This is a genomic window from Streptomyces sp. MGP-P1 (assembly GCF_057766565.1).
In genome coordinates, this window is the sequence record NZ_JBYMEM010000006.1 from 1,060,774 (window position 1) to 1,085,868 (window position 25,095).

Here is a 25,095-nt window from a genome sequence, read left to right on the forward strand (position 1 = left end):
GTCTCCAACGGAGCAGCAGCTTCAACAGAGCAGCAGAGAGTGGCGAGCACACGGTGGACGTGCAGAAGAAGCTCGACGAGATCGTCGAAGCGGTCGGGAGCGCCCGATCCATGCCCATGTCGGCCTCGTGCGTGGTCAACCGCGCCGAGCTGCTCGCCATGCTCGAAGAGGTGCGCCAGGCCCTGCCCGGCTCCCTCGCCCAGGCGCAGGAGCTGATCGGCGGCCATGAGCAGCTCGCCGTGCAGGCCCGGCAGGAGGCCGAGCGGATCATCGAATCGGCCCACGCCCAGCGCGCCTCGCTGATCTCCGAGACCGAGATCGCCCGCCAGTCGCAGAGCGAGTCCGACCGGATCCTGTCCGAGGCCCGCCGCGAGGCCGAGGAGGTCCGGGCCGAGGCCGACGACTACGTCGACAGCAAGCTCGCCAACTTCGAGGTCGTCCTCACCAAGACCATCGGTTCCGTGGACCGGGGCCGCGAGAAGCTCCTCGGCCGCGGCCAGGGCCTGGACGAGCAGGGCTATCAGGACCCCGACTTCGCCGAGGCCCCCGAGCGCAGCGCCGACCCGGAGACCCTGCGGCAGCGGGCCGACGCCTATGTCGACGCCAAGTTCGGCGCGTTCGAGGCCGTTCTCGCGAAGACCCTGGAGGCGGTCGGCCGGGGCCGCCAGAAGCTGCACGGCCGGGTCGCCAGCGACGACCTCGGCGCGCACATGGCCGCCCAGGACGCCGCCGGTGACCAGGGCCACACCAGCGACGCCGACTACCTGGCCGGCCTCGCCGAGCTCGTCCCGGAACCGCGCCAGGCGCCCCAGCCGCCCCACCAGCCCCAGTACCCCGCGCCGCCGCGGAGCGAGCCGAGCTACGCGCAAGCGGCGTACGGCTATCAGGAGCAGCCGCAGCAGCAGCCGCTCCAGCAGGGCGTCCAGGACGCGTACGGCTACCAGCAGCAGCCCGACCCGTACGCGGCGTACCAGCAGCAGGGGGGCTACGACCCGAACGGGTACCCGCCCCAGCCGGGGACCCAGCCGGACTACGGATGGCCCCAGCAGGCCCAGCCCCAGCCCCAGCAGCCCCAGCCGCAGGCGGCCGACCAGCAGGGCGGGGGCGCGCTGGACGAGACCAGTCTCTTCGACACCAGCATGATCGACCTGGAACAGCTGCGCCGGTACGAACAGGGCCGCTGATTCCGGGCGGGCCGACCCGATTGGGTGCTGAGCGGTCCGTCCAGTATCCTGAATCCTCGGTCGCACATAGGTCCGCGATCTCGGCTGCCCGTTTCGTCCACGGAACGGAGACGGTTCGTCCCCGGACCGTAGACGGCCCTTCCTTCGCAGTACGACACCCATGATTTCGAAAGCAGGAAAAGCCCTGAACGGCCACCTCGACCACCGCAATCCTCTCGTGTTCGATACGCACGAGCTGGGTCGGCGTCCCGGTGCCCTGAAGCGGCTGACCCGCACGGTGGACGCACCCGGTTCACCGGTCCTGGGCATCGACGGCGTCATCGGCGTGCCGGAAGGCGCACCCGTGGAGCTGGACCTCCGCCTCGAATCGGTCATGGAAGGGGTGCTTGTCACAGGCACCGCCCGTGCAACCGCCGAGGGGGAGTGCGTAAGGTGTCTGGAGCCGCTGACCGTAGAGGTCGACGCGGATTTCCAGGAGATGTTCTCGTACCCTGACGCCGATGACCGGGGCCGCAGCAGTGCGGCGGAGCCGGCCGACGACGCCGAGGACGACGAGGACAGGTTCTTCCTCGAGGACGGCTTGTTCGACCTCGAGTCAATGCTGCGTGACGCGGTAGTGCTCGCACTGCCCATGCAGCCGGTGTGCAAGGAGACCTGCGCCGGTCTGTGTTCCGAATGCGGAATCAGGCTGGACGAGAATCCGGACCACCACCACGACGCCCTCGACATTCGTTGGGCGGCACTGCAAGGACTCGCCGAGACCGTTCAGGACGGCGAGAAGGACAACATGGGCGGCGCCGAACCTGGCGTCGACGAGAAGCAGGAGAAGTAGCCGTGGCTGTTCCGAAGCGGAAGATGTCGCGCAGCAACACGCGCCACCGCCGGTCGCAGTGGAAGGCTGCGGTCCCCACCCTGGTTTCGTGCGAGCGTTGCCAGGAGCCCAAGCTCCAGCACATTGCGTGCCCGAGCTGCGGCACCTATAACAAGCGCCAGGTCCTCGAGGTCTGAGCGGCTGGTGAGAGGCCCGATGTCTGAGTTGTCCAGCGCCAAGAAGCAGGCAGACAACGTCAACACAGCCTCGTCCCACACGCTTCTGGAAGGGCGGCTCGGGTATCACCTCGAGTCCGCCCTTCTGGTGCGTGCGCTGACCCACCGTTCGTACGCATACGAGAACGGCGGTCTGCCCACCAACGAGCGGCTCGAATTCCTCGGGGATTCGGTGCTCGGCCTGGTGGTCACGGACACGCTGTACCGCACCCACCCCGACCTGCCCGAAGGCCAGCTGGCCAAGTTGCGGGCCGCGGTGGTCAACTCGCGTGCACTTGCGGAAGTGGGCCGCGGCCTCGAACTCGGCTCCTTCATCCGGCTCGGCCGTGGTGAAGAGGGCACGGGGGGCCGGGACAAGGCTTCCATCCTCGCCGACACACTGGAAGCAGTGATCGGCGCGGTCTATCTCGACCAGGGCCTCAGCGCGGCCTCGGAGCTGGTCCACCGGCTCTTCGACCCGCTGATCGACAGGTCCTCGAACCTCGGTGCCGGCCTGGACTGGAAGACCAGCCTCCAGGAGCTCACCGCGAGCGAGAGCCTCGGAGTCCCCGAGTACCTCGTCACGGAGACCGGTCCGGATCACGAGAAGACCTTCACTGCTGCCGCTCGCGTCGGTGGTGTCTCGTACGGCACCGGCACCGGCCGTAGCAAGAAGGAAGCGGAGCAGCAGGCGGCCGAGTCCGCCTGGCGTGAGATCAGCGCCGCCGCGGAGGCACGGCTGGCCGCGGAGAAGTCCGCGGCCGACGGAGGGGTCGCCGACACCCCTGCCGATCCGTCGCCGCACACGGACGCCGCTCCGGCCTGAAGCGAAACGGGAACCCCTCGGTGCCATGCGCACCGGGGGGTTTTCCCTGTCCCGGGAGCGGTCTCTCCGGAAGACCCGCTCCCGTACCACCGTCGTCGTGTCTGGAGTAGTGCATCGTGCCTGAGCTGCCCGAGGTCGAAGTCGTCCGCCGGGGCCTCGAACGCTGGGTCAGCGGCCGCACCGTCGGCGAGGTCGAGGTCCTGCACCCGCGCGCGGTCCGCCGGCACCTCGCGGGCGGCCCCGACTTCGCCGCCCGGCTGCGCGGAGCCCGCTTCGGGGCGGCGATGCGCCGCGGCAAGTACCTCTGGGTGCCGATCGACGAGGCCTCCGCCTCGCTGCTGGGACACCTCGGCATGAGCGGGCAGCTGCTGGTGCGGCCGGCGGACGCGCCCGACGAGAAGCACCTGCGGATCCGGATGCGGTTCGACGACGCGCTCGGCACCGAGCTGCGCTTCGTCGACCAGCGCACCTTCGGTGGGCTCTCGCTGCACGACAACACCGCCGACGGCCTGCCGGACACCATCGCGCACATCGCCCGGGACCCCCTCGACCCGCTCTTCGACGACGCCGCGTTCCACACCGCGCTGCGGCTGCGCCGTACGACGGTCAAGCGCGCCCTGCTCGACCAGTCGCTGATCAGCGGGGTCGGCAACATCTACGCGGACGAGGCGCTCTGGCGCGCCAGGCTGCACTACGACCGGCCGACCGCGACCCTGACCCGCCCCAGGTCCGCCGAGCTGCTCGGTCACGCGCGCGACGTCATGAACGCGGCACTCGCCCAGGGCGGCACCAGCTTCGACAGCCTGTACGTCAACGTGAACGGCGAGTCCGGCTACTTCGACCGGTCGCTCGACGCGTACGGCCGGGAGGGCGAGCCCTGCCACCGGTGCGGCACCCCGATGCGCCGCCGCGCCTGGATGAACCGCTCCAGCTACTACTGCCCGCGCTGTCAGCGACCGCCGCGCGCCTCGTCGTAACGCGTACGGGCGGCCAGCACGTCGTCCATCCGCCCCTCGACGAACCGGATCAGCCCGAGGAGCTTCTCCGTGACCTCGCGGCCGAACGGGGTGAGCTCGTAGTCCACCCGGGGCGGGTTGACCGGCTGGGCCTCCCGGCGGACGAGCCCGTCCCGCTCCAGCGCGTGGAGGGTCTGGGAGAGCATCTTCTCGCTGACCCCGTCGACCCGGCGGCGCAACTCGTTGAACCGGAGGCTTCCCTCGTGCAGGGCACCGAGTGTCAGGCTGCCCCAGCGCCCGGTGGCGTGCTCCAGCGTGGAGCGCGAGGGGCACCCCCGGGAGAAGACGTCGAACGCGAGGCGGTCCGTATCGCTGGCCATGACAGAAGCTTACTCCCGCACAGTGCTCACCCCGAGGGAGCGCTGTGCGTGAGCAAGCGGACCGTGGAGGTGGGTCAGAAGCCGAAGTTCTGGACCCACCAGGGGCCGCCGGAGCCCTCGTGGACGCCGATGCCGATGGTCTTGTAGTCGCAGTTGAGAATGTTCGCCCGGTGGCCTTCGCTGTTCATCCAGCCCTCCATCACGGCCTGCGCGTCGGCCTGGCCCCGGGCGATGTTCTCCGCGCCGAGCCCCTGCACGCCGGCCTGCGCGGCCCGGTCCCAGGGAGTGTCGCCGTCCGGGTCCGTGTGGTCGAAGAAGCCGCGGGCCGCCATGTCCTCGCTGAAGCTCTGGGCGAGCGAGGTCAGCGGGGCACTGGTGCTCAGCGGGGAGCAGCCGACCTTGGCGCGCTCCTCGTTCACCAGCGCCAGCACCTCGCTGCGTGCGGAGGCGTCGGTGGGGGAGGGGCTCGGCTTCTTGCTGGGCGGCGGGGCGGAGGAGGTCTTCGGCGAGGCCGGGGCCTTGCTCGCCGGGGCGCTGCCCTTCTCCGGGGCCTTCGGGGCCGAGGTGGGCGCCTTCGACTTCTCGGACGGGGTGGCCGCCGGCTTCTTCGACGTGGCGGGGGCCGACTTCGACGGCGTCTTCGAGGGCGTCTTGGACGGTGTCTTCGACGGAGCCTCGCTCGGCGCTTCGGGGCGCTCGGAGCCCCGGCCGGTCGGAGAGGCGGACCGGTCGGCCGGCGCGGTGGAGCTGCCGCCCTGTGTCAGCAGGTCCGGAGCGCCGCCGGTGCGCACCTGGTCGGCGGCGGTGGTGTTGCCGGAGGTGTAGGTGTCGCCGCCGGGAATCAGACCCGAGGCGACGGCGACCGCGCCGACGGCCACGGCCGCCGAGACGCCGAGGAGTCCGGTGCGGATCGGCACGGCGGACTTCTTGCGGCGCGTGCCCCGGCGTCGCGAAGCGCCCCCGGCCGCGGGTTCTTCAGCGGCGGGGCCTGCGGCGGATCGTCGGTGGCGTCCCATGCGCTGTGCCTTTCTGGTACTCCGGACGCCCTGGCGACGTCGCTCGACTGCCCCGTTGATCGAATTCGGTGGCACGCGGGGGGTGAATATGTCGCCGCTTGATCGACTTTTCGGTCGACACCTGACACCCACCCGATGCTCACCCGATCGAGTGAGGCTGTTCCGACGGGACTGTAGCCCATGGCCGAAAGGGGGCGGCGTGCTTCACGAGCTATTGGCCGGTTAGCGTTCGGGCATGAACGAAGAAGCGCGCCTCGTCGTCTGGGTACGCGGCCGAGTACAGCAAGTGGGCTTCCGCTGGTTCACCAGGGCAAATGCTTTGGAGATCGGCGGTCTCATCGGGTTCGCCCTCAATCTCGACGATGGCAGGGTGCAGATCGTGGCCGAAGGGCCGCGTGAGAATTGCCACCGTCTGCTGGACTGGCTGCGGTCCGACGACACACCCGGGCGCGTGGATGGAGTCACTGAGATCTGGGACACCCCGCGCGGCGGATACAACGGATTCGCCATCCGCTGATCGAGCCCCGCGCCGGACCGTCCGATCCGCTCGGTGAACGCCGCGTACCGAACGGTCACAGGAACGCCCGCTCCGGCTCCGCACCCGAAATGACCTGCGACGGGAGCCGACCGCGGCCGATGGTTGCCAGATACGGGATGTCGTGCGAGGCTGCGGCATTGACGAAGATCCGCGTACCCCTCGGGGTCCCGCAGGAGAGCCGCGCCGCATGATCGTCCGGCGGCGCGCCCCCGGGACGCCCGGGTGCACAGGGTGTGATCGTGTTGACCGTCAAACTTTTTGGTGAGACGCTGAAAACCCCGCGCACCTTAGCTGTTCGGTAGAGCTGATTAGCAGCAGAACCGCAGTGGTGACAGAGCCCTGCCGAGCACCGCGGGTGCGATCCCCAGACGACCCACACCGCATCGGTCGGTCACTCATTGTGGAGGACCATCCATCATGGCAAAGGCGCTTCTCGGTTACGTCGGCGGTTCCGACCCGCGACTCCTCGCCGAGATGCGACGGCTTCAGCAGCGCGTCCAGGACCTGGAATCCGAGCTCAACCGGATCCAGGACGAGAACGACGCGCTCAACGCCGCCGCCCAGCACCAAGAGTCGCTGCTCGACAGCATCGACATCGACGTACCCCAGGGCGAGCCTGCGCTGACCTGACCACCCTGGCCCCCTCGGGCCGGTCGGGCCGGGCACGCTCAGTAGCCTCGGAACCTCTCTGATTCGTCTCGCGTCACGGATCGCCGTCCCCGAACACCGGGGTCCCCGCAGCGCCGGGGACGTCGTTGTCCGGTCGTTCTGCGATGCACCGCGCAGGACCGGCAGCTGGATCGACGCAGACACCAGCAAGATTCACAGGGACGCCTCGGCGTCCCTTTTTCTTTGCCCGCCCCCCGCCCCGGACGTACCGGCCTTCGCTTACCGTCTGATGTGCCCTGCACCTTCATCAGCGAAACCGAGAGCGAAAGGTAGAGTCCGGCGGCGTGCACCTCAAGGCCCTGACCCTGCGTGGTTTCAAATCGTTCGCGTCCGCCACCACCCTGCGGTTCGAACCGGGGATCACCTGCGTCGTCGGCCCCAATGGATCCGGCAAATCCAATGTGGTGGACGCTCTCTCCTGGGTCATGGGGGAACAGGGCGCCAAATCCCTGCGCGGCGGCAAGATGGAAGACGTGATCTTCGCCGGGACGACCGGGCGGCCCCCGCTCGGCCGCGCCGAAGTGTCGCTGACCATCGACAATTCCGACGCCGCATTGCCCATCGAGTACGCCGAGGTGACGATCACTCGGATCATGTTCCGCAATGGCGGCAGCGAATACCAGATCAATGGCGACACCTGCCGACTGCTCGACATCCAGGAACTCCTCTCCGACTCCGGCATCGGCCGCGAGATGCACGTCATCGTCGGGCAGGGCCAGTTGGACTCCGTGCTGCACGCCGACCCGATGGGCCGCCGGGCCTTCATCGAGGAGGCCGCGGGCGTCCTCAAGCACCGCAAGCGGAAAGAGAAGGCCCTGCGGAAGCTGGACGCGATGGGCGCCAACCTCGCCCGGGTCCAGGACCTCACCGACGAACTGCGCCGCCAGCTCAAGCCGCTCGGTCGGCAGGCCGCCGTCGCCCGTCGGGCCGCCGTCATCCAGGCCGACCTGCGCGACGCCCGGCTCAGGCTCCTCGCGGACGACCTGGTGACCCTGCGGGACGCGCTGCGCGACGAGATCGCCGACGAGGCGGAGCTGAAGAAGCGCAAGGACGCGGCCGAGGCCGAGCTGAGGACGGCGCTCGCCCGCGAGGCCGAGCTGGAGGGCGAGGTGCGCCGGCTCGCGCCCCGGCTCCAGCGCGCCCAGCAGACCTGGTACGAGCTGTCGCAGCTGGCCGAGCGGGTCCGCGGCACGATCTCGCTGGCCGACGCCCGGGTCCGCAGCGCCTCCGAGGCGCCCCCGGAGGAGCGCCGGGGCCGGGACCCCGAGGACCTGGAGCGCGAGGCCGCCCGGATCCGTGAGCAGGAGGCGGAGCTGACGGCGGCCCTGGAGGCGGCCGAACACGCGCTGGAGGACACCGTCGCCCACCGCGCCGACCTGGAACGCGAGCTGGCCGCCGAGGAGCGTCGGCTCAAGGACGCGGCCCGCGCCATCGCGGACCGGCGCGAAGGGCTCGCCCGGCTCAACGGCCAGGTCAACGCGGCCCGCGGCCGGGCCGGTTCGGCACAGGCCGAGATCGACCGGCTGGCCGCCTCACGCGACGAGGCGCGGGAGCGCGCGGCGAGCGCCCAGGAGGAGTACGAGCAGCTCAAGGTCGAGGTCGAGGGGGTGGAGGGCGCCGACGCGGAGCTGACCGTCCGCCACGAGGAGGCCCGGCAGGCCCTCGCCGAGGCCCGGTCCGCCCACAGCGCGGCGCGCGACGAGGCGACCGCCGCCGAGCGCAGGCGGGCGGCGGTCGCCGCCCGGCACGAGGCGCTGGCCCTGGGGCTGCGCCGCAAGGACGGTACGGGCGCGTTGCTCGGGGCCCGGGACCAGCTGGCCGGACTCCTCGGCCCGGCCGCCGAACTGCTGACCGTCGAGCCCGGTCACGAGATCGCGGTCGCCGCCGCCCTCGGCACGGCGGCGGACGCCGTGGCCGTCACGGACCCGGCCACGGCCGCCGCGGCGATCCGGCTGCTGCGCGAACGGGACGCGGGGCGCGCGGCGATGCTGCTGGGCGCGGAAAGCATGGAAAACGCGGACCTCGCGGACAGCCCCGCCGCGCCCCGTCACGTACCGGAGCAGGCACCCGTGCGGGAGGCCGCGGAGGAGCCCGCCCCCGCCGTGCTGCCCGCGCAGGGGGGCACCGAACCCGGGTCGGCGGCGCGGAGCGGCGCGGACGCCGCGGCACACCCGGCGGGCCGTGCCGGGACGACCACCGTCCTGGCCGCTCCCGCTGTCGCCGACCTGGTGCGCGGGCCCGCCGCGCTGCTCGAAGCCGTACGCGGCCTCGTACGGGACATGGTGGTCGTCGGGACGCTGGAGGAGGCCGAGGAACTGGTGGCCGCGCACCCCGGGGTCACCGCGGTGACCGCTGAGGGCGACGTGCTCTCCGCCCACTTCGCCCACGGCGGGTCGGCCGGGGCGCCCAGCCTCCTGGAGGTGCAGGCCGCCGTCGACGAGGCCGCCGCCGAGCTGGCGGACCTGGCCGTGCGGTGCGAGGAGCTCGCCGAGGCCCAGCGGCTGGCGGGGGAGCGGCGCACGGAGTGGACCGCGCTCGTCGAGGAGCTGGGGGAGCGCCGCCGGGCGGCCGAACGGGAGAAGTCCGGCTTCGCCCAGCAGCTCGGGCGGCTCGCCGGGCAGGCGCGGGGCGCGGCCGGCGAGGCCGAGCGCATGACCGCGTCCGCCGCCCGCGCCCAGGAGGCCCTGGAGCGGGCGACGGAGGAGGCCGAGGAGCTGGCCGAACGGCTGCTGGTCGCCGAGGAGGCCCCGGCCGAGGAGGAGCCCGACACGTCCCGGCGGGACCGGCTCGCCGCCGACGGGGCCAACGCCCGCCAGACCGAGATGGAGGCCCGGCTCCAGGCCCGTACCCACGAGGAGCGGGTCAAGGCGCTGGCCGGCCGCGCCGACGCGCTGGACCGGGCCGCCCGCGTCGAACGGGAGGCGCGCGCCCGTGCCGAACAGCGCCGGGCCCGGCTGCGGTACGAGGCCGAGGTGGCCTCCGCAGTGGCCTCGGGCGCCCGTCAGCTGTTGGCGCACGTCGAGGTCTCCCTCGTACGGGCCGAGCAGGAGCGGACGGCGGCCGAGGCGGCGAAGGGCGAGCGGGAGCGTGAGCTGGCCGTCGAGCGCGATAGGGGCCGGGGGCTGAAGGGCGAGCTGGACAAGCTCACCGACTCGGTCCACCGGGGTGAGGTGCTGGGCGCTGAGAAGCGGCTGCGGATCGAACAGCTGGAGGCGAAGGCCCTGGAGGAGCTGGGTGTGGAGCCCGCGGGGCTGGTCTCCGAGTACGGGCCGGACCAGCTCGTGCCCCCGTCGCCCGCCGCCGAGGGCGAGGAGCTGCCGGAGGACCCGGAGCATCCCCGTAACCGGCCGAAGGCGTATCTGCGGGCCGAGCAGGAGAAGCGGCTACGGTCGGCCGAACGGGCGTACCAGCAACTCGGGAAGGTGAATCCGCTTGCCTTGGAGGAGTTCTCGGCGCTGGAGGAACGGCACAAGTTCCTCTCCGAGCAGCTTGAAGACCTGAAGAAGACGCGGGCCGATCTGCTCCAGGTGATCAAGGAGGTCGACGAGCGGGTCGAGCAGGTCTTCACGGAGGCCTACCGGGACACCGCCCGTGAGTTCGAGGGGGTCTTCTCGCGGCTCTTCCCCGGCGGCGAGGGGCGACTCGTCCTGACCGACCCGGGCAACATGCTCGCCACCGGGGTGGACGTCGAGGCGCGTCCGCCGGGCAAGAAGGTGAAGCGGCTCTCCCTGCTGTCGGGCGGCGAGCGGTCCCTGACGGCGGTGGCGTTGCTGGTCGCGATCTTCAAGGCCCGGCCCAGCCCGTTCTATGTGATGGACGAGGTCGAGGCCGCGCTCGACGACACCAACCTGCAGCGGCTGATCCGGATCATGGCGGAGCTCCGGGAGAGCTCCCAGCTGATCGTGATCACCCACCAGAAGCGGACGATGGAGGTCGCCGACGCGCTGTACGGCGTGTCCATGCAGGGCGACGGGGTCTCGAAGGTCATCAGCCAACGGCTGCGCTGACTTTTTGCCGAATCATCAGAAGTCCAACGCACCTTTTGCGCACTCCTGGGTACACGCGGATCGAGATCGGATCGACCCGCTGTTTGACTTCGCTTCTTGAAGACATAACCTCTGCAAAGTTGATTACGCCTTCAAGTGGTGGCGGGCCGAATGTTGTGCCCCACTGGGAAGGCTCACCCCCCACGTCTGACTTGCGGCCAGGCATCAGGAGTTCACGTGACCAGCACTGCGAACGGACCCGAGTCCGGGGCCCGGGCGGCCCATCCGGACCACCTCGGCCATGTCATCTTCATCACCGCCGCCGCGGCGATGGGAGGCTTCCTCTTCGGCTACGACAGCTCCGTCATCAACGGGGCCGTCGAGGCGATCCGCGACCGGTACGACATCGGCTCCGGCACGCTCGCCCAGGTCATCGCCATCGCGCTGATCGGCTGTGCGATCGGCGCCGCCACCGCCGGCCGGATCGCGGACCGGATCGGCCGCATCCGCTGCATGCAGATCGCCTCGGTGCTCTTCACCGCCAGCGCGATCGGCTCCGCCCTGCCGTTCGCCCTCTGGGACCTGGCGATGTGGCGCATCATCGGCGGCTTCGCCATCGGCATGGCCTCCGTGATCGGCCCGGCCTACATCGCCGAGGTCTCCCCGCCCGCCTACCGCGGTCGGCTCGGCTCCTTCCAGCAGGCCGCGATCGTCATCGGCATCGCCATCTCCCAGCTGGTGAACTACGCCGTCCTCCAGATCGCCGACGGCGACCAGCGCGGCGAGATCCTCGGCCTGGAGGCCTGGCAGTGGATGCTCGGCGTGATGGTCGTCCCGGCCATCCTGTACGGGCTGCTCTCCTTCGCCATCCCCGAGTCCCCGCGCTTCCTCATCTCGGTCGGCAAGAAGGCCGAAGCCCGCAAGATCCTCGAAGAGGTCGAGGGCAAGAACATCGACCTGGACGCCCGGGTGGCCGAGATCGAGACCGCCATGCACCGCGAGCACAAGTCCTCCTTCAAGGACCTGCTCGGCAACCGCTTCTTCTTCCTGCCCATCGTCTGGGTCGGCATCGGCCTGTCGATGTTCCAGCAGCTCGTCGGCATCAACGTCGCGTTCTACTACTCGGCGACGCTGTGGCAGTCCGTCGGCATCGACCCGACCGACTCGTTCTTCTACTCGTTCACCACGTCGATCATCAACATCATCGGCACGGTGATCGCGATGGTGCTGGTCGACCGGGTGGGCCGCAGGCCGCTCGCCCTCGTCGGGTCGGTCGGCATGGCCGTCGCGCTCGCGGTCGAGGCATGGGCGTTCTCCGCGGACCTGGTCGACGGCAAACTCCCCGAAACGCAGGGCGTCGTGGCCCTGATCGCCGCCCACGTCTTCGTGCTCTTCTTCGCCCTGTCGTGGGGTGTCGTCGTCTGGGTCTTCCTGGGCGAGATGTTCCCGAACCGCCTGCGAGCGGCCGCCCTCGGCGTCGCCGTGTTCGCGCAGTGGATGGCCAACTGGGCGATCACCGCCAGCTTCCCGAGCCTCTCGGAGTGGAATCTCTCGGGGACGTACATCATCTACGCCTGCTTCGCCGTGCTCTCGATCCCCTTCGTGCTGAAGTTCGTGAAGGAGACCAAGGGCAAGGCGTTGGAAGAGATGGGCTGAATCCCCGCTGCCCCTCTCCTCGAACCGCGCTGCCCCGGCTCACCGAGCCGGGGCAGCCGGCTTTTCCGGGGCCTCGCAGAACAGCCGCAGACCGCGCCATCCCTCCTCCACCGGCATCCCGCCGCACAGCGGGTGCAGCACCAGGCTCTCCGCCTCCAGGGCCTTCGGCTCGTCCGACGTGACGATCCGGTACACCCCCTCCGCCCGCAGCACCGCCACCGTCGTCGCCGCCCGGACGGCCGAGCGGATGTCCTCGGACTGCCATGAGGTGTACGTCCGCGCCTCGTGCGGCAGGTGCTCGCCGTACTCCGCCCAGCGTGCGTGCGGGCAGGCGGACATCTGGCGGGCGGCGGCACCGTAGCTGGCTCAGCGTCAGAAGTGTAGGGGGCGCCGTTCGAATTACCGCCAAAAGGTGCATTTGGCCGCGATGGATCGCCGGGGGCCAGCAGGGGCCGCGCCCGCGGCACGGCCGTGGCCGATACTGGACGGGTTATGGAACTCGTCGAAATCGTCATCCTCGCTGTAGTCATCGCCCTGGTCGCTGTCGGCCTGGTCGGCGGGCTCGTGGTCGGCAGCCGCAAGAAGAAGAAGCTGCCGCCCCCGCCGCCGAGCGCGCCGACCATCACTCCTCCCGCCGAACCGCAGGTCGGCGAGGAGGCCGAGACGCCGCGCGACGAAGCGCGGCGCACCATCGACGAAGTCGGCCTCCCGGACGCCACCGCGCCCGCGGAGGAGGCCCCGCTGGCCGAGGCCCCCGCGCCGCCCGCGCTGGAGGTCCCCGAGCCCACCGCCGGCCGGCTCGTCCGTTTGCGGGCCCGGCTCGCCCGCTCGCAGAACTCGCTGGGCAAGGGGCTCCTCACCCTGCTCTCCCGCGACAACCTCGACGAGGACACCTGGGAGGAGATCGAGGACACCCTCCTCACCGCCGACGTCGGCGTCGCCCCCACCCAGGAACTCGTCGAGCGGCTCCGCGAGCGCGTCCGGGTGCTCGGCACCCGCACCCCCGAGGACCTGCGCACCCTGCTCCGAGAAGAGCTGATCGCGCTGCTCGGCCCGGACTTCGACCGCGAGGTCAGGACCGAGGGCGGCGCCGAGACCCCCGGCGTCGTCATGGTCGTCGGCGTCAACGGCACCGGCAAGACCACCACCACCGGCAAGCTGGCCCGGGTGCTCGTCGCCGACGGCCGCAGCGTGGTGCTCGGCGCGGCCGACACCTTCCGCGCCGCCGCCGCCGACCAGCTCCAGACCTGGGGCGAGCGGGTCGGCGCCCGCACGGTCCGCGGGCCCGAGGGCGGCGACCCCGCGTCGATCGCCTACGACGCGGTCAAGGAAGGCATCGCCGAGGGCGCGGACGTCGTCCTCATCGACACCGCGGGCCGGCTGCACACCAAGACCGGCCTCATGGACGAGCTGGGCAAGGTCAAGCGCGTCGTGGAGAAGCACGGCCCGCTGGACGAGATCCTGCTCGTCCTGGACGCCACCACCGGACAGAACGGCCTCGTCCAGGCCCGGGTGTTCGCGGAGGTCGTGGACATCACCGGCATCGTCCTCACCAAGCTCGACGGCACCGCCAAGGGCGGCATCGTCATCGCGGTCCAGCGCGAGCTGGGCGTACCGGTGAAGCTGATCGGCCTCGGCGAGGGGGCGGACGACCTGGCCCCGTTCGAGCCGGGCGCCTTCGTGGACGCCCTGATCGGCGACTGACCCACCGCACCTCCGGTACGGCGGACGGGCGGCGGCTCCTGTGAGGAGCCCGCCGCCCGTCCGCCGTTCTCCCGTCCTCGCCGCGAGCGCTACGAGCGGTGGCAGACGTACGCCAGGGTCCCCAGCAGCAGCCGCGCCTGCGGGGGAGCCGCCGCCGTGTCCAGCAGCGGGGGCCGCAGCCAGCGGACCGGGCCGAGACCGCCGAGGTCGGACGGCGGGGCGGTGATGTGGGCCCCGGGGCCGAGGGCGCGCAGATCGAGGCCCGCGTCGTCCCAGCCCATCCGGTAGAGCAGCTCGGGCAGCTCGGCGGCGGCCCCGGGGGCGACGAGGAACTGCGCCCGCCCGGTCGGCGTGACGGCGACGGGCCCCGACGGCAGCCCCATCCGCTCCATCCGCACCAGAGCGTGCCGCCCTGCCTGCTCCGAGACCTCCAGGACGTCGAACGCACGGCCCACGGGCAGCAGCATCGCCGCTCCCGGCGTCTCGGCCCAGGCGTCCGACGCGTGGTCCAGTCCGGTGCCCGCCGGGACCTCCCGGGCGAAGTCCAGCGGGTGGGCCCCCGGGGCCGGGCAGGCCGGCTCGCCGCACGAGCAGGCGCCGGCCTCGGCCCGTGCCCCGGGCGTCACCGCCCAGCCCCACAGCCCCGTGTACTCGGCCACGGACGTGCCCTCGGTGCCGCGGTGGCGTCGCCGCGCACCGGAACGCATCTCCCGGATGCCGCCGATCGTGAAGCCCATGCACCCTCCAACGGGTCCGGCTCGCCGGTGGTTACGACCCGCGTTGCCCGGGTAACCCTCCGTCGCTGAAACTCGATCGAGTGGCGTGCGCGGTGGTGCGAAAGGGAGTGCGCCACGGAGTGCGCGCCCCTGAGTGCTTCCATCCGCTCGCCCTCGGTCCTGGTTGCTCAAGTCAAGCGCGCCCAGCGGCAGTCGGGTTCATTCGAAGGGGTGGCGAATGGTGGCGTTTCTTCAATCCCCCTCGCGGGAGGGGTGATCGTAGGATTACCGTCGGTACACGAACCCTGGGAGTATGTGCACCCACGGGTATGCCGCGGGCAATCCGATTTTCTGTTCGGTGATGTCGGTGATACCGATGACGTCGCTGGGGGTTTCAACTCCCGTACGGACAGCACCGACGCACGGCATTCTGATATTGGTTCGCGCGATGAGGTTTCGGCGGGATGGGGGCGTTCCAGTGAGTGGCAGCGGCGCAGGCGACACGGATGCCGGGAAGCGCCCCAACGGACAGTTGGGGTCGTGGTTCGTGCGCAGTGGCTGGTCCAAGGGCGAGCTGGCACGTCAGGTGAACCGGCGGGCGCGGCAGATGGGCGCCCTCCACATCAGCACCGACACCTCCCGGGTGCGGCGCTGGCTCGACGGGGAGCAGCCGCGCGAGCCGATCCCGCGCATCCTCTCCGAGCTGTTCTCTGAGCGTTTCGGCGCCGTCGTCGCCATCGAACAGCTCGGGCTGCGCACCGCCCACCAGTCACCCTCGGTGGCCGGAGTCGACCTGCCCTGGGCCGGCCCCCAGACCGTCGCCCTGCTCAGCGAGTTCTCCCGCAGCGACCTGATGCTGGCCCGGCGCGGCTTCCTCGGCAGCTCGCTGGCGCTGGCCGCGGGGCCCGCCCTCATCGAGCCGATGCAGCGCTGGCTGGTGCCCGTCCCCGCCCAGAGCCCCGGCGAACCGGAGCCGCCGTCCGCCGCCCACCGCCCCTCCCGGCTCTCCCGGCCCGAGCTGGACCTGCTGGAGTCCACCACCGCGATGTTCCGGCAGTGGGACGCCCAGTGCGGCGGCGGCCTGCGCCGCAAGGCCGTCGTCGGGCAGCTGCACGAGGTCACCGACCTGCTCCAGGAGCCCCAGCCGGGTCCCACCGCCCAGCGCCTCTTCCGCTGCGCCGCCGAACTGGCCGAGCTGGCGGGCTGGATGAGCTACGACGTCGGCCTCCAGCCCACCGCCCAGAAGTACTTCGTGCTCGCCCTGCACGCCGCCAAGGAAGCCGGGGACAAGCCGCTCGGCAGCTACATCCTGTCCAGCATGAGCCGCCAGATGATCCACCTGGGCCGCCCCGACGACGCCCTGGAACTGATCCACCTCGCGCAGTACGGCAGCCGCGACTGCGCCACCTCCCGTACGCAGGCGATGCTGTATGCGATGGAGGCCCGCGCCTACGCCAACATGGGCCAGCCCAGCAAGTGCAAGCGTGCCGTCCGGATGGCCGAGGACACCTTCCTGGACGCGGGTCTCGACGGCGAGCCGGAGCCCGACTGGATCCGCTTCTTCTCCGAGGCGGAGCTGAACGGGGAGAACGCCCACTCCTACCGTGACCTGGCCTATGTCGCCGGCCGCAGCCCCACGTACGCCTCGCTCGCCCAGCCCGTCATGGACAAGGCCGTCGAGCTGTTCGGCGAGGACGACGAGCACCAGCGCTCGTACGCGCTCAACCTCATCGGCATGGCCACCGTCCATCTCCTCCAGCGGGAGCCCGAGCAGTCCACGGTGCTCGCCGCCCGGGCCCTGAAGATCGCCAAGAAGGTCCGCTCCGAGCGGGTGAACACCCGCCTGCGCAAGACCGTCGACACCGCTGCCAGGGACTTCGGCGACGTCGCCGACGTCGCCCGGCTCACCGAGCTGCTCCACGAACAGCTGCCGGAGACCGCCGAAGCGGTCTGACCGGCACCCTTAGGCCCTGTCGTCGAACTTCCGTCTGCCCCGCGGCGCCATGCACGCACTCTCGCCGCACCGGGCCCACGCCCGAGTACGCCCAGTACGAGGACGTACGCCCGGCACGCCGAGAGCACGCACCTGACCCCCCAGGGCCGCCCTCCGGGCGACGACGGGAGTTCGACGACAGGGCCTAGGGCCTGTCTTCAAAGCTTGTTGATGGGGCATCATGTTACGCATGGTGCGGCGACATGAGCTCTCAGACGAAGAGTGGGACGTCCTGTCGGGGCTGCTTCCGCGAACGGGCACGGGGCGGCCCCGGCGGGACGATCGGGTGGTTCTGAACGGGATCGCGTGGAAGCTTCGGACCGGTTCGGCCTGGCGTGATGCGCCGGAGAGATACGGGTCCTGGCGGACGTTGTACACACGTTTCCGCAGGTGGGCGCTCGATGGCACGTTCACGCGGATGCTTGAAGCCGTTCAGGCTCAAAAGGAAGCGGCTGGGGATGTTGACTGGCTGGTGTCGGTGGACTCCACGATCACCCGCGCTCATCAGCACGCGGCCGACGCCCGTAAAAAGGGGCAAGCCCTGCAGAAGCGGCACGCACTCACGCCCTCGGACGATCCCGTGGCGGACTGACGACCAAGATTCACCTCGCCTGCGACGGCCGCGGCCGTCCGCTCGGCTTCGTCGTCACAGGCGGCAACATCAACGACTGCACGCAGTTCGAGCAGATCCTCGCGCAGATCAGGGTTCGCCGTCCGGGCCCGGGCCGACCACGCAACCGGCCCGACCATCTCCTGGGCGACAAGGGATACAGCAGCCGACGCATACGCAACTACCTGCGAAAACGCCGTATCCCGCACACGATCCCGGAACGCTCGGACCAGCAGGCGAACCGCCGCCGTCGTGGCAGCAACGGCGGCAGGCCGCCCGCTTTCGACAAGGAGCGCTACAAGCAGCGCAACGTCGTCGAGCGCTGCTTCAACGCGTTGAAGCAGTACCGGGCCATCGCCACCCGCTACGACAAAACCCGAGAATCCTACGAAGCGGCACTCACCATCGCGTCACTCCTGATGTGGATATGACCCTTTGAAGACAGACCCTAGGCCCCGGCCGCGGCGCCCCTCCCGTACAGCCCGACTCGGCTCCCCCATCGCCTGGTCGTCCGGAGGGCCGCCGTGGCCGGTTTCCTGCTTCTTCGGCCCCCGGGCGTTTCAACCGCACCGTATGCGGCGTCCGCCGCCAGGTAGGCAGGGCGCCGGACGCGCCACCCCGGATTCATTCGGCCGTAACACGCGATCCCTCTTCGTCACGCTCGCGAAACATCGTGCGGCATCCCCGGAAACGGCGCTCGGCCAACCTCGTGGCTCATAACCGGCCCGCACCCGACCCATCAGCCGGCCCGCACCTTCCCAGTGGTCCCGCAGCATTCCCCCGCACGCCGCGGCCGCACCGACGACGAGGAGACGCCGATGCCCCCAGGCATCACGACGCTTGCCGCAGACGCCCCCGAGCTGTCTGCCGCCAACACCGGGTTCATGCTCATCTGCTCGGCCCTGGTGATGCTCATGACCCCCGGCCTGGCCTTCTTCTACGGAGGCATGGTCCGCGTCAAGAGCACCCTCAACATGCTGATGATGAGCTTCATCAGCCTCGGGATCGTCACGATCCTGTGGGTGCTCTACGGATTCAGCCTCGCCTTCGGCACCGACGTCGGCTCGGTCATCGGCTGGAGCTCCGACTACGTCGGCCTCAGCGGCATCGGCGTCACCGAACTCTGGGACGGCTACACCATCCCGGTCTACGTCTTCGCCGTCTTCCAGCTGATGTTCGCCGTCCTCACCCCCGCCCTGATCAGCGGCGCCCTCGCCGACCGGGTGAAGTTCACGGCCTGGGCGGTGTTCATCGTCCTGTGGGTCACCGTCGTCTACTTCCCCGTCGCCCACTGGGTCTGGGGCGCCGGCGGCTGGCTCTTCGAGATGGGCGTCATCGACTTCGCCGGCGGGACGGCCGTCCACATCAACGCCGGTGCCGCCGCCCTCGGCGTCATCCTCGTCATCGGCAAGCGCGTCGGCTTCAAGAAGGACCCGATGCGGCCGCACAGCCTGCCGCTCGTCATGCTCGGCGCGGCCCTCCTGTGGTTCGGCTGGTTCGGCTTCAACGCCGGATCCTGGCTCGGCAACGACGACGGCGTCGGCGCGGTCATGTTCCTGAACACCCAGGTCGCCACCGCCGCGGCCGTCCTCGGCTGGCTCGTCTACGAGAAGCTGCGCCACGGCTCCTGCACCACCCTGGGCGCCGCCTCCGGCGCGGTCGCCGGACTCGTCGCCATCACGCCGGCGGGCGGCTCCGTCAGCCCGCTCGGCGCGATCGTCATCGGCGTCATCGCCGGTGTCCTGTGCGCCATGGCGGTCGGCCTGAAGTACCGGTTCGGCTACGACGACTCCCTGGACGTCGTCGGCGTCCACCTCGTAGGCGGCATCATCGGCTCCATCCTGGTCGGCTTCTTCGCCACAGGCGGCGTCCAGTCCGACGCCAAGGGCCTCTTCTACGGCGGCGGCCTCGAACAGCTCGGCAAGCAGGTCGTCGGCGTCGTCGCCGTCCTCGCGTACTCTCTGGTCGTCTCCGCCCTCATCGCCCTTCTGCTCGACCGGACGATCGGGATGCGGGTCTCCGAGGACGACGAGGTCTCCGGCATCGACCAGGTCGAGCACGCCGAGACGGCGTACGACTTCAGCGGCGCCGGCGGCGGCACGGTCTCCCGTACCACCACCGCCCCCGCGACGGACCCGACGGCAGCACCGAAGGCAAAGAAGGTGGACGCATGAAGCTCATCACCGCGGTCGTGAAGCCCCACCGGCTGGACGAGATCAAGGAGGCCCTCCAGGCCTTCGGCGTCCAGGGGCTCACCGTCACGGAAGCCAGCGGTTACGGGCGGCAGCGCGGCCACACCGAGGTCTACCGGGGCGCCGAGTACACCGTCGACCTGGTCCCCAAGATCCGCATCGAGGTCCTCGTCGAGGACGAGGACTCCGAACAGCTCATCGAGGTCGTCGTCAAGGCCGCCCGCACCGGCAAGATCGGTGACGGGAAGGTCTGGAGCGTCCCGGTCGAGACCGCCGTCCGCGTACGGACCGGCGAGCGCGGCCCGGACGCCCTCTGACCTACGGCCCGCAAACGGAAGGCAACCGGGTGACGAGTACCGAAGTGACCACCGGAACCGAAGGCCCGGGACCCAGCGGCTACGCGGCGGCCCGGCTGCGCCTCCTCCAGCAGGAGGCGCGGTCCGGGCCGCCGCGCCGTGCGGCCCTCGCCCGCCTCACCGACGACTGGCTCACCGGCCTGTTCACCGCCGCCGCCGCACGCGCCGGGGTACGGGGCGCGGCCCTCGTCGCCGTCGGCGGCTACGGCCGGGGCGAACTCTCCCCGCGCAGCGACCTCGACCTGCTCCTCCTGCACGACGGCAGCGCCGACGCGGCGGCCCTCGCCGCCCTCGCCGACTCCGTCTGGTACCCGGTCTGGGACCTGGGCCTGGCCCTCGACCACTCCGTACGCACCCCCGGCGAGGCCAGGAGGACCGCGGGCGAGGACCTCAAGGTCCAGCTCGGCCTGCTGGACGCCCGCCCCGTCGCCGGCGACCTCGGCCTCGTCGCCTCCCTGCGCACCGCGATCCTCGCCGACTGGCGCAACCAGGCCCCCAAACGCCTCCCCGCCCTCCACGAGCTCTGCCAGGAGCGCGCCGAGCGGATGGGCGAGCTCCAGTTCCTCCTGGAACCCGACCTCAAGGAGGCCCGCGGCGGCCTCCGAGACGCCACCGCCCTGCGCGCCGTGGCCGCCTCCTGGGTCGCCGACGCCCCCCGCGAAGGCCTCACCGAGGCCCGCCGCACCCTCCTGGACGCCCGCGACGCCCTCCACCTCACCACCGGCCGCGCCACCGACCGCCTCGCCCTCCAGGAACAGGACCAGGTCGCCCAGGCCCTCGGCCTCCTCGACGCCGACACCCTGCTCCGCAAGGTCTACGAGGCCGCCCGCACCGTCTCGTACGCCACCGACGTCACCTGGCGCGAGGTCAACCGGGTCCTGCGCGCCCGCTCCGTCCGCCCGAGGCTCCGCGCCCTGCTCGGCGGCGGGCTCGGCTCCAAGGCCGCCCCCGACCGCTCCCCGCTCGCCGAAGGCGTGGTGGACGCGGACGGCGAAGTGGTCCTCGCCCGCGCCGCCCGTCCCGAACGCGACCCGGTCCTGACCCTGCGCGCCGCCGCGGCCGCCGCCGAGGCCGGGCTCCCGCTCTCCCGGCACCTCGTACGCCACCTGGCGGCCACCGCCCAGCCGCTGCCGGTCCCCTGGCCCCCCGAGGCCCGCGAGGAACTCGTCACCCTGCTCGGCGCGGGAGAGGCCACCGTCGGCGTCTGGGAGGCACTCGAGGCGGAAGGGATCATCACCCGGCTGCTGCCCGACTGGGAACGCGTCCACTGCCGCCCCCAGCGCAACGCCGTCCACACCTGGACCGTCGACCGGCACCTCGTGGAGACCGCCGTCCGCGCCTCCTTCCTCACCCGCCGCGTCCACCGCCCCGACCTGCTCTTGGTCGCCGCCCTCCTGCACGACATCGGCAAGGGCTGGCCCGGCGACCACTCCGTGGCCGGCGAGGTCATCGCCCGGGACATGGCCACCCGCATCGGCTTCGACACCCACGACGTGGGCGTCATCGCCACCCTCGTACGCCACCATCTGCTGCTCGTCGAGACCGCCACCCGACGCGACCTCGACGACCCCGCCACCGTGCGGTCGGTCGCCGAAGCCGTCTCCAGCACCTCCACGCTGGAACTACTGCACGCCCTCACCGAGGCCGACGCGCTCGCCACCGGGCCCGCCGCCTGGAGCTCGTGGCGCGCCTCCCTCGTCACCGACCTCGTCGGACGCGTCGCCGCCGTCCTCACCGGGGAGTCCTCCGACGAACCCCAGGAGGCCGCGCCCAGCGCCGAGCACGAACGCCTCGCCATCGAGGCCCTGCGCACCGGCGAACCCGTCCTCGCCCTGCACACCCGGCCCGAGGAGCCTGCCGGGGACGGCGCGGTGGAACCCATCGGCGTCGAACTCCTCATCGCCCTGCCCGACCGCCCCGGTGTCCTGCCCGCAGCCGCCGGAGTCCTCGCCCTGCACCGCCTCACCGTGCGCGCCGCCGACCTGCGCGCGGTGGAGCTCCCCAACGAGCTGGGGGAGCGGGCGGACCTGCTGCTGCTCAGCTGGCGGGTCGCCGCCGAGTACGGGTCCCTCCCGCAGGCCGCCCGCCTCCGCGCCGACCTCGTACGCGCCCTCGACGGCTCCCTGGACATCCGCGCCCGCCTCGCCGAGCGCGAGGCCGCCTACCCGCGCCGGCGCGGCGTGAAGGCCCCGCCGCCCCGGGTGACCGTGGCCGCCGCCGGCTCCCGCCGCGCCACCGTCATCGAGGTACGCGCCCAGGACGCCCCGGGCCTGCTCCACCGGATCGGCACCGCCCTGGAAGGCAGTGCGGTACGGGTGCGCAGCGCCCATGTCTCCACCCTCGGCGCCAACGCCGTGGACGCCTTCTACGTCACCGGGACCGAGGGTGAACCGCTGTCCCCGGACCGGGCCGCCGAGGTCGCCAGGGAGGTCGAGAAGGCCCTGGGATGACCGCGTGACCCCGGCCCTCGTCCGGCAGGTTCCGGGCGAGGGCTTGGCGTTCCCCGGGGGGCGGATACCCTGGAGTGCGACTGACCTGCCCCGCCCCCGACCCTGAGGACCGACGAGCGCCGTGTTCGATACTCTCTCCGACCGCCTTAGCGCGACTTTCAAGAACCTCAGGGGCAAGGGCCGCTTGTCCGAGGCGGACATCGACGCCACGGCACGCGAGATCCGTATCGCCCTGCTGGAAGCCGACGTCGCCCTGCCCGTGGTCCGGGCCTTCATCGCCAACGTGAAGGAGCGGGCGCGCGGCGTCGAGGTCTCCCAGGCGCTGAACCCCGCCCAGCAGGTCGTCAAGATCGTCAACGAGGAGCTCGTCTCCATCCTCGGCGGCGAGACCCGGCGGCTGCGGTTCGCCAAGACCGCGCCCACCGTGATCATGCTCGCCGGTCTCCAGGGCGCCGGTAAGACGACGCTGGCCGGAAAGCTCGGCCTCTGGCTCAAGGGCCAGGGCCACTCCCCGCTGCTCGTCGCCTGCGACCTCCAGCGCCCCAACGCCGTCAACCAGCTGAGCGTCGTCGCCGAGCGCGCCGGCGTCGCGGTGTACGCCCCCGAGCCGGGCAACGGCGTCGGCGACCCGGTCCAGGTCGCCAAGGACTCCATCGAGTTCGCCAAGGCCAAGGTCCACGACATCGTCATCGTCGACACCGCCGGACGCCTCGGCATCGACCAGGAGCTGATGCGGCAGGCCGCGGACATCCGCGACGCCGTCAGCCCCGACGAGATCCTCTTCGTCGTCGACGCGATGATCGGCCAGGACGCGGTCAACACCGCCGAGGCCTTCCGCGACGGCGTCGGCTTCGACGGCGTGGTGCTCTCCAAGCTCGACGGCGACGCCCGCGGCGGCGCGGCCCTGTCGATCGCCCACGTCACGGGCAAGCAGGTCATGTTCGCGTCGAACGGCGAGAAGCTGGAGGACTTCGACGCGTTCCACCCTGACCGGATGGCCTCCCGCATCCTCGACATGGGTGACCTGCTCACCCTGATCGAGCAGGCGGAGAAGACGTTCAGCCAGGAAGAGGCCGCCAAAATGGCCTCGAAGCTCCAGTCGAGCAAGGGTGGCAAGGACTTCACCCTCGACGACTTCCTGGCCCAGATGGAGCAGGTCCGCAAGATGGGCTCCATCTCCAAGCTGCTCGGGATGCTGCCCGGCATGGGGCAGATCAAGGACCAGATCAACAACATCGACGAGCGCGACATCGACCGCACCGCCGCGATCATCAAGTCGATGACCCCGAAGGAGCGCGCCGAGCCGACCCTCATCAACGGCTCGCGCCGCGCCCGTATCGCCAAGGGTTCGGGCGTCGAGGTCTCCGCGGTCAAGGGCCTGGTGGAGCGCTTCTTCGAGGCCCGCAAGATGATGTCGAAGATGGCCCAGGGCGGCGGCATGCCCGGGATGCCGGGCATGCCCGGCATGGGCGGCGGCCCCGGCCGCCAGAAGAAGCAGGTCAAGCAGGCCAAGGGCAAGCGCAAGAGCGGCAACCCCATGAAGCGCAAGGCCGAGGAGGCCGCCGCCGCCGAGCGCCGTGAGCAGGCGGCCCAGGGCGGCGCGGTCGGTCTGCCCGCCCAGGAGGACAAGAACTTCGAGCTGCCGGACGAGTTCAAGAAGTTCATGTAACGCGATCAGAAGCACCACGCATAAGGGGCGCCCTTGAGAGAGGGCGTCCCTTACGCGTGTCGTGTCCCCGTCGGCTCAGGTCACGCAGACCAGGTAGCGGAAGACGTTCGGCATCCACACCGTGCCGTCCTGCCGCCGGTGCGGATGCAGGGCCTCCGCGACCTCCTTCTCCACCTGGGAGCGGTCCGTGGCCCGTACGGCGGCGTCGAAGAGCCCGGTGGACAGCAGGCCGCGCACCGCGCTGTTCACGTCCGCGTAGCCGAACGGGCAGGACACCCGCCCCGAACCGTCCGGCTTCAACCCGGCCCGTGCCGCCACGTCCTCCAGATCGTCCCGGAGCGTCGGCCGCCACCTGTCCGGGTCGGTACGCGGTGGCCGCGCCGACTCCGCGAGCCGCGCGGCCACCCGCAGCACGGCGGCCGTGGCGCAGCGCTCCGGCGGCCCCCAACCGGTGAGCACCACCGAGGCGCCCCTGACGGCCAGCGGCACGGCCGACCGCAGCGCCGGCACCAGCCCCTCGGAGTCCCCGGCCGCACAGCCGATCGGCTCGAAGACCGTGATCAGGTCGTACGGGGCGCCGTCCGCGCCGACGGGTGCGGGCAGCCCGTCCTCCAGCAGCCGGGCCCGACGGCGGGACTGCCGAGGCGAGTGCGCGGGCGCGTCGTCCCAGCCCGCCCCGGGCAACAGCCGTGCCCTGGCCAGCGCCAGGCGCTCCCGGTCGGAGTCCACACCCGTGACGTGCGCTCCCCGGGCCGCCGCGACGAGCATCGCGAGGCCCGAGCCACAGCCGAGGGACAGCATCCGGGTGGCGGCCCCGACCTCCATCCGGTCGTACACCGCCTCGTACAGCGGCGCGAGCATGCGTTCCTGGATCTCGGCCCAGTCGCGTGCGCGGGTACCGGCGTCCGCCGGTGCGGATCCATCCGCGGCCGGCTGGTTCCGGACGAGCGTTGGTGTCATGGAAAGTGCCCCAATCCGCCAAGAGGTCGGTCGTGCCCGAGTGGACGTCCCCCGTGTGCGTGTGTTCCGCACCCCCTAGCCAGAGAACTGCGCATCCGCCGTTCCGTCCAGGGGGGTGTGGAGCAGTGCTTGCGTGCCCCGTTCGTGCGCCCCGTGCCACGTCTGCTCTCCGACCAGTCTTACCCGACACCCCGCGCCGGGCACGTCG

Annotated in this window: 19 protein-coding genes and 2 pseudogenes; 16 read left to right on the forward strand and 5 right to left on the reverse strand. The window is 71.3% G+C overall.

Annotation, left to right across the window (positions count from 1 at the left end):
• Positions 1-53: 53 nt before the first annotated feature.
• The 5 genes from AC3CH1_RS20500 (at position 54) to mutM (ending at position 4,013) form a co-directional block, all read left to right on the forward strand.
• Complete coding sequence (locus AC3CH1_RS20500) at positions 54-1,184, forward strand: F0F1 ATP synthase subunit B (RefSeq protein ID WP_488464236.1); 1,131 nt, start codon at positions 54-56, stop codon at positions 1,182-1,184.
• A gap of 160 nt (positions 1,185-1,344) precedes the next feature.
• Positions 1,345-2,016, forward strand: coding sequence for a YceD family protein (locus tag AC3CH1_RS20505; protein ID WP_050358610.1), 672 nt, complete (start codon positions 1,345-1,347; stop codon positions 2,014-2,016).
• Between the two features lie 2 nt (positions 2,017-2,018).
• Positions 2,019-2,192: a 50S ribosomal protein L32 gene (gene rpmF, locus AC3CH1_RS20510; RefSeq protein WP_003965982.1), complete on the forward strand. Its 174-nt coding sequence runs from the start codon at positions 2,019-2,021 to the stop codon at positions 2,190-2,192.
• Positions 2,193-2,211: 19 nt separating this feature from the next.
• A complete protein-coding gene (gene rnc / locus AC3CH1_RS20515; RefSeq protein ID WP_488464237.1) occupies positions 2,212-3,036 on the forward strand; it encodes a ribonuclease III in 825 nt (274 codons plus the stop codon).
• Between the two features lie 116 nt (positions 3,037-3,152).
• Positions 3,153-4,013 carry a bifunctional DNA-formamidopyrimidine glycosylase/DNA-(apurinic or apyrimidinic site) lyase gene (gene mutM / locus AC3CH1_RS20520; RefSeq protein ID WP_488464238.1) on the forward strand — a complete coding sequence of 287 codons (861 nt, stop codon included), beginning with the start codon at positions 3,153-3,155 and terminating at the stop codon, positions 4,011-4,013.
• Here the strand turns inward: mutM and AC3CH1_RS20525 are convergent.
• Together AC3CH1_RS20525 and AC3CH1_RS20530 are read right to left on the reverse strand one after the other, a co-directional pair.
• Entirely contained in the window at positions 3,986-4,372 is a 387-nt protein-coding gene (locus AC3CH1_RS20525) for a winged helix-turn-helix transcriptional regulator (protein WP_488464239.1), read from the reverse strand. The two genes, mutM and AC3CH1_RS20525, sit on opposite strands and share 28 nt — an antisense overlap.
• Before the next feature lie 74 nt (positions 4,373-4,446).
• The gene (locus tag AC3CH1_RS20530; protein WP_488464240.1) at positions 4,447-5,388 is read right to left on the reverse strand and encodes a CAP domain-containing protein; all 942 of its coding nucleotides are present in this window, start codon (positions 5,386-5,388) and stop codon (positions 4,447-4,449) included.
• A 235-nt stretch (positions 5,389-5,623) separates the two neighbouring features.
• Between AC3CH1_RS20530 and AC3CH1_RS20535 the strand changes: the two genes are divergently transcribed.
• From AC3CH1_RS20535 to AC3CH1_RS20550, 4 genes are all read left to right on the forward strand, one after another.
• Positions 5,624-5,905 carry an acylphosphatase gene (locus AC3CH1_RS20535; RefSeq protein WP_488464241.1) on the forward strand — a complete coding sequence of 94 codons (282 nt, stop codon included), beginning with the start codon at positions 5,624-5,626 and terminating at the stop codon, positions 5,903-5,905.
• Positions 5,906-6,343: 438 nt separating this feature from the next.
• Complete coding sequence (locus AC3CH1_RS20540) at positions 6,344-6,556, forward strand: hypothetical protein (RefSeq protein WP_003965973.1); 213 nt, start codon at positions 6,344-6,346, stop codon at positions 6,554-6,556.
• Between the two features lie 323 nt (positions 6,557-6,879).
• Positions 6,880-10,602 (forward strand): AAA family ATPase, encoded by a 3,723-nt coding sequence (locus AC3CH1_RS20545; RefSeq protein ID WP_488464242.1) that lies wholly within the window; start codon positions 6,880-6,882, stop codon positions 10,600-10,602.
• Between the two features lie 216 nt (positions 10,603-10,818).
• Positions 10,819-12,237, forward strand: a complete 1,419-nt coding sequence (locus tag AC3CH1_RS20550) for a sugar porter family MFS transporter (RefSeq protein ID WP_488464243.1) — start codon at positions 10,819-10,821, stop codon at positions 12,235-12,237.
• A 39-nt stretch (positions 12,238-12,276) separates the two neighbouring features.
• On the opposite strand, the pseudogene AC3CH1_RS20555 reads toward AC3CH1_RS20550, so the two are convergent.
• Positions 12,277-12,558 (reverse strand): annotated as a pseudogene (locus AC3CH1_RS20555) (LLM class flavin-dependent oxidoreductase); the annotation flags it as partial.
• A gap of 171 nt (positions 12,559-12,729) precedes the next feature.
• On the opposite strand from AC3CH1_RS20555, the gene ftsY reads away from it, so the two are divergent.
• Positions 12,730-13,941, forward strand: coding sequence for a signal recognition particle-docking protein FtsY (ftsY, locus tag AC3CH1_RS20560; protein ID WP_488464244.1), 1,212 nt, complete (start codon positions 12,730-12,732; stop codon positions 13,939-13,941).
• Positions 13,942-14,030: 89 nt separating this feature from the next.
• On the opposite strand, the gene AC3CH1_RS20565 is transcribed toward ftsY, so the two are convergent.
• Positions 14,031-14,678 (reverse strand): bifunctional DNA primase/polymerase, encoded by a 648-nt coding sequence (locus tag AC3CH1_RS20565; protein WP_488464245.1) that lies wholly within the window; start codon positions 14,676-14,678, stop codon positions 14,031-14,033.
• A 457-nt stretch (positions 14,679-15,135) separates the two neighbouring features.
• Between AC3CH1_RS20565 and nsdA the strand changes: the two genes are divergently transcribed.
• The 6 genes and pseudogenes from nsdA (at position 15,136) to ffh (ending at position 23,927) form a co-directional block, all read left to right on the forward strand.
• Positions 15,136-16,611, forward strand: coding sequence for a transcriptional repressor NsdA (gene nsdA / locus AC3CH1_RS20570; RefSeq protein ID WP_488464246.1), 1,476 nt, complete (start codon positions 15,136-15,138; stop codon positions 16,609-16,611).
• 229 nt (positions 16,612-16,840) lie between these two features.
• A pseudogene (locus AC3CH1_RS20575) lies at positions 16,841-17,691 on the forward strand (IS5 family transposase).
• 387 nt (positions 17,692-18,078) lie between these two features.
• A complete protein-coding gene (locus AC3CH1_RS20580) occupies positions 18,079-19,434 on the forward strand; it encodes an ammonium transporter (RefSeq protein ID WP_488464247.1) in 1,356 nt (451 codons plus the stop codon).
• Positions 19,431-19,769 (forward strand): P-II family nitrogen regulator, encoded by a 339-nt coding sequence (locus AC3CH1_RS20585; RefSeq protein WP_007452846.1) that lies wholly within the window; start codon positions 19,431-19,433, stop codon positions 19,767-19,769. Before AC3CH1_RS20580 ends, AC3CH1_RS20585 begins: the two co-directional genes overlap by 4 nt.
• Positions 19,770-19,798: 29 nt before the next feature.
• Positions 19,799-22,258 carry a [protein-PII] uridylyltransferase gene (locus tag AC3CH1_RS20590; protein ID WP_488464248.1) on the forward strand — a complete coding sequence of 820 codons (2,460 nt, stop codon included), beginning with the start codon at positions 19,799-19,801 and terminating at the stop codon, positions 22,256-22,258.
• A 121-nt stretch (positions 22,259-22,379) separates the two neighbouring features.
• On the forward strand, positions 22,380-23,927 hold the full coding sequence (ffh, locus tag AC3CH1_RS20595; RefSeq protein ID WP_488464249.1) for a signal recognition particle protein: 1,548 nt from the start codon (positions 22,380-22,382) through the stop codon (positions 23,925-23,927).
• A gap of 75 nt (positions 23,928-24,002) precedes the next feature.
• On the opposite strand, the gene AC3CH1_RS20600 is transcribed toward ffh, so the two are convergent.
• Positions 24,003-24,887, reverse strand: a complete 885-nt coding sequence (locus AC3CH1_RS20600; protein ID WP_488464250.1) for a methyltransferase domain-containing protein — start codon at positions 24,885-24,887, stop codon at positions 24,003-24,005.
• Between the last annotated feature and the right edge of the window lie 208 nt (positions 24,888-25,095).

Coding starts and splice junctions, on each gene's coding strand:
- AC3CH1_RS20505 (WP_050358610.1), top strand. CDS start 1,345: ATGATTTCGAAAGCAGGAAAAGCCCTGAACGGCCACCTCGACCACCGC.
- rnc (WP_488464237.1), top strand. CDS start 2,212: ATGTCTGAGTTGTCCAGCGCCAAGAAGCAGGCAGACAACGTCAACACA.
- AC3CH1_RS20525 (WP_488464239.1), bottom strand. CDS start 4,372: ATGGCCAGCGATACGGACCGCCTCGCGTTCGACGTCTTCTCCCGGGGG.
- AC3CH1_RS20530 (WP_488464240.1), bottom strand. CDS start 5,388: ATGGGACGCCACCGACGATCCGCCGCAGGCCCCGCCGCTGAAGAACCC.
- AC3CH1_RS20535 (WP_488464241.1), top strand. CDS start 5,624: ATGAACGAAGAAGCGCGCCTCGTCGTCTGGGTACGCGGCCGAGTACAG.
- AC3CH1_RS20540 (WP_003965973.1), top strand. CDS start 6,344: ATGGCAAAGGCGCTTCTCGGTTACGTCGGCGGTTCCGACCCGCGACTC.
- ftsY (WP_488464244.1), top strand. CDS start 12,730: ATGGAACTCGTCGAAATCGTCATCCTCGCTGTAGTCATCGCCCTGGTC.
- AC3CH1_RS20565 (WP_488464245.1), bottom strand. CDS start 14,678: ATGGGCTTCACGATCGGCGGCATCCGGGAGATGCGTTCCGGTGCGCGG.
- AC3CH1_RS20580 (WP_488464247.1), top strand. CDS start 18,079: ATGCCCCCAGGCATCACGACGCTTGCCGCAGACGCCCCCGAGCTGTCT.
- AC3CH1_RS20585 (WP_007452846.1), top strand. CDS start 19,431: ATGAAGCTCATCACCGCGGTCGTGAAGCCCCACCGGCTGGACGAGATC.
- AC3CH1_RS20600 (WP_488464250.1), bottom strand. CDS start 24,887: ATGACACCAACGCTCGTCCGGAACCAGCCGGCCGCGGATGGATCCGCA.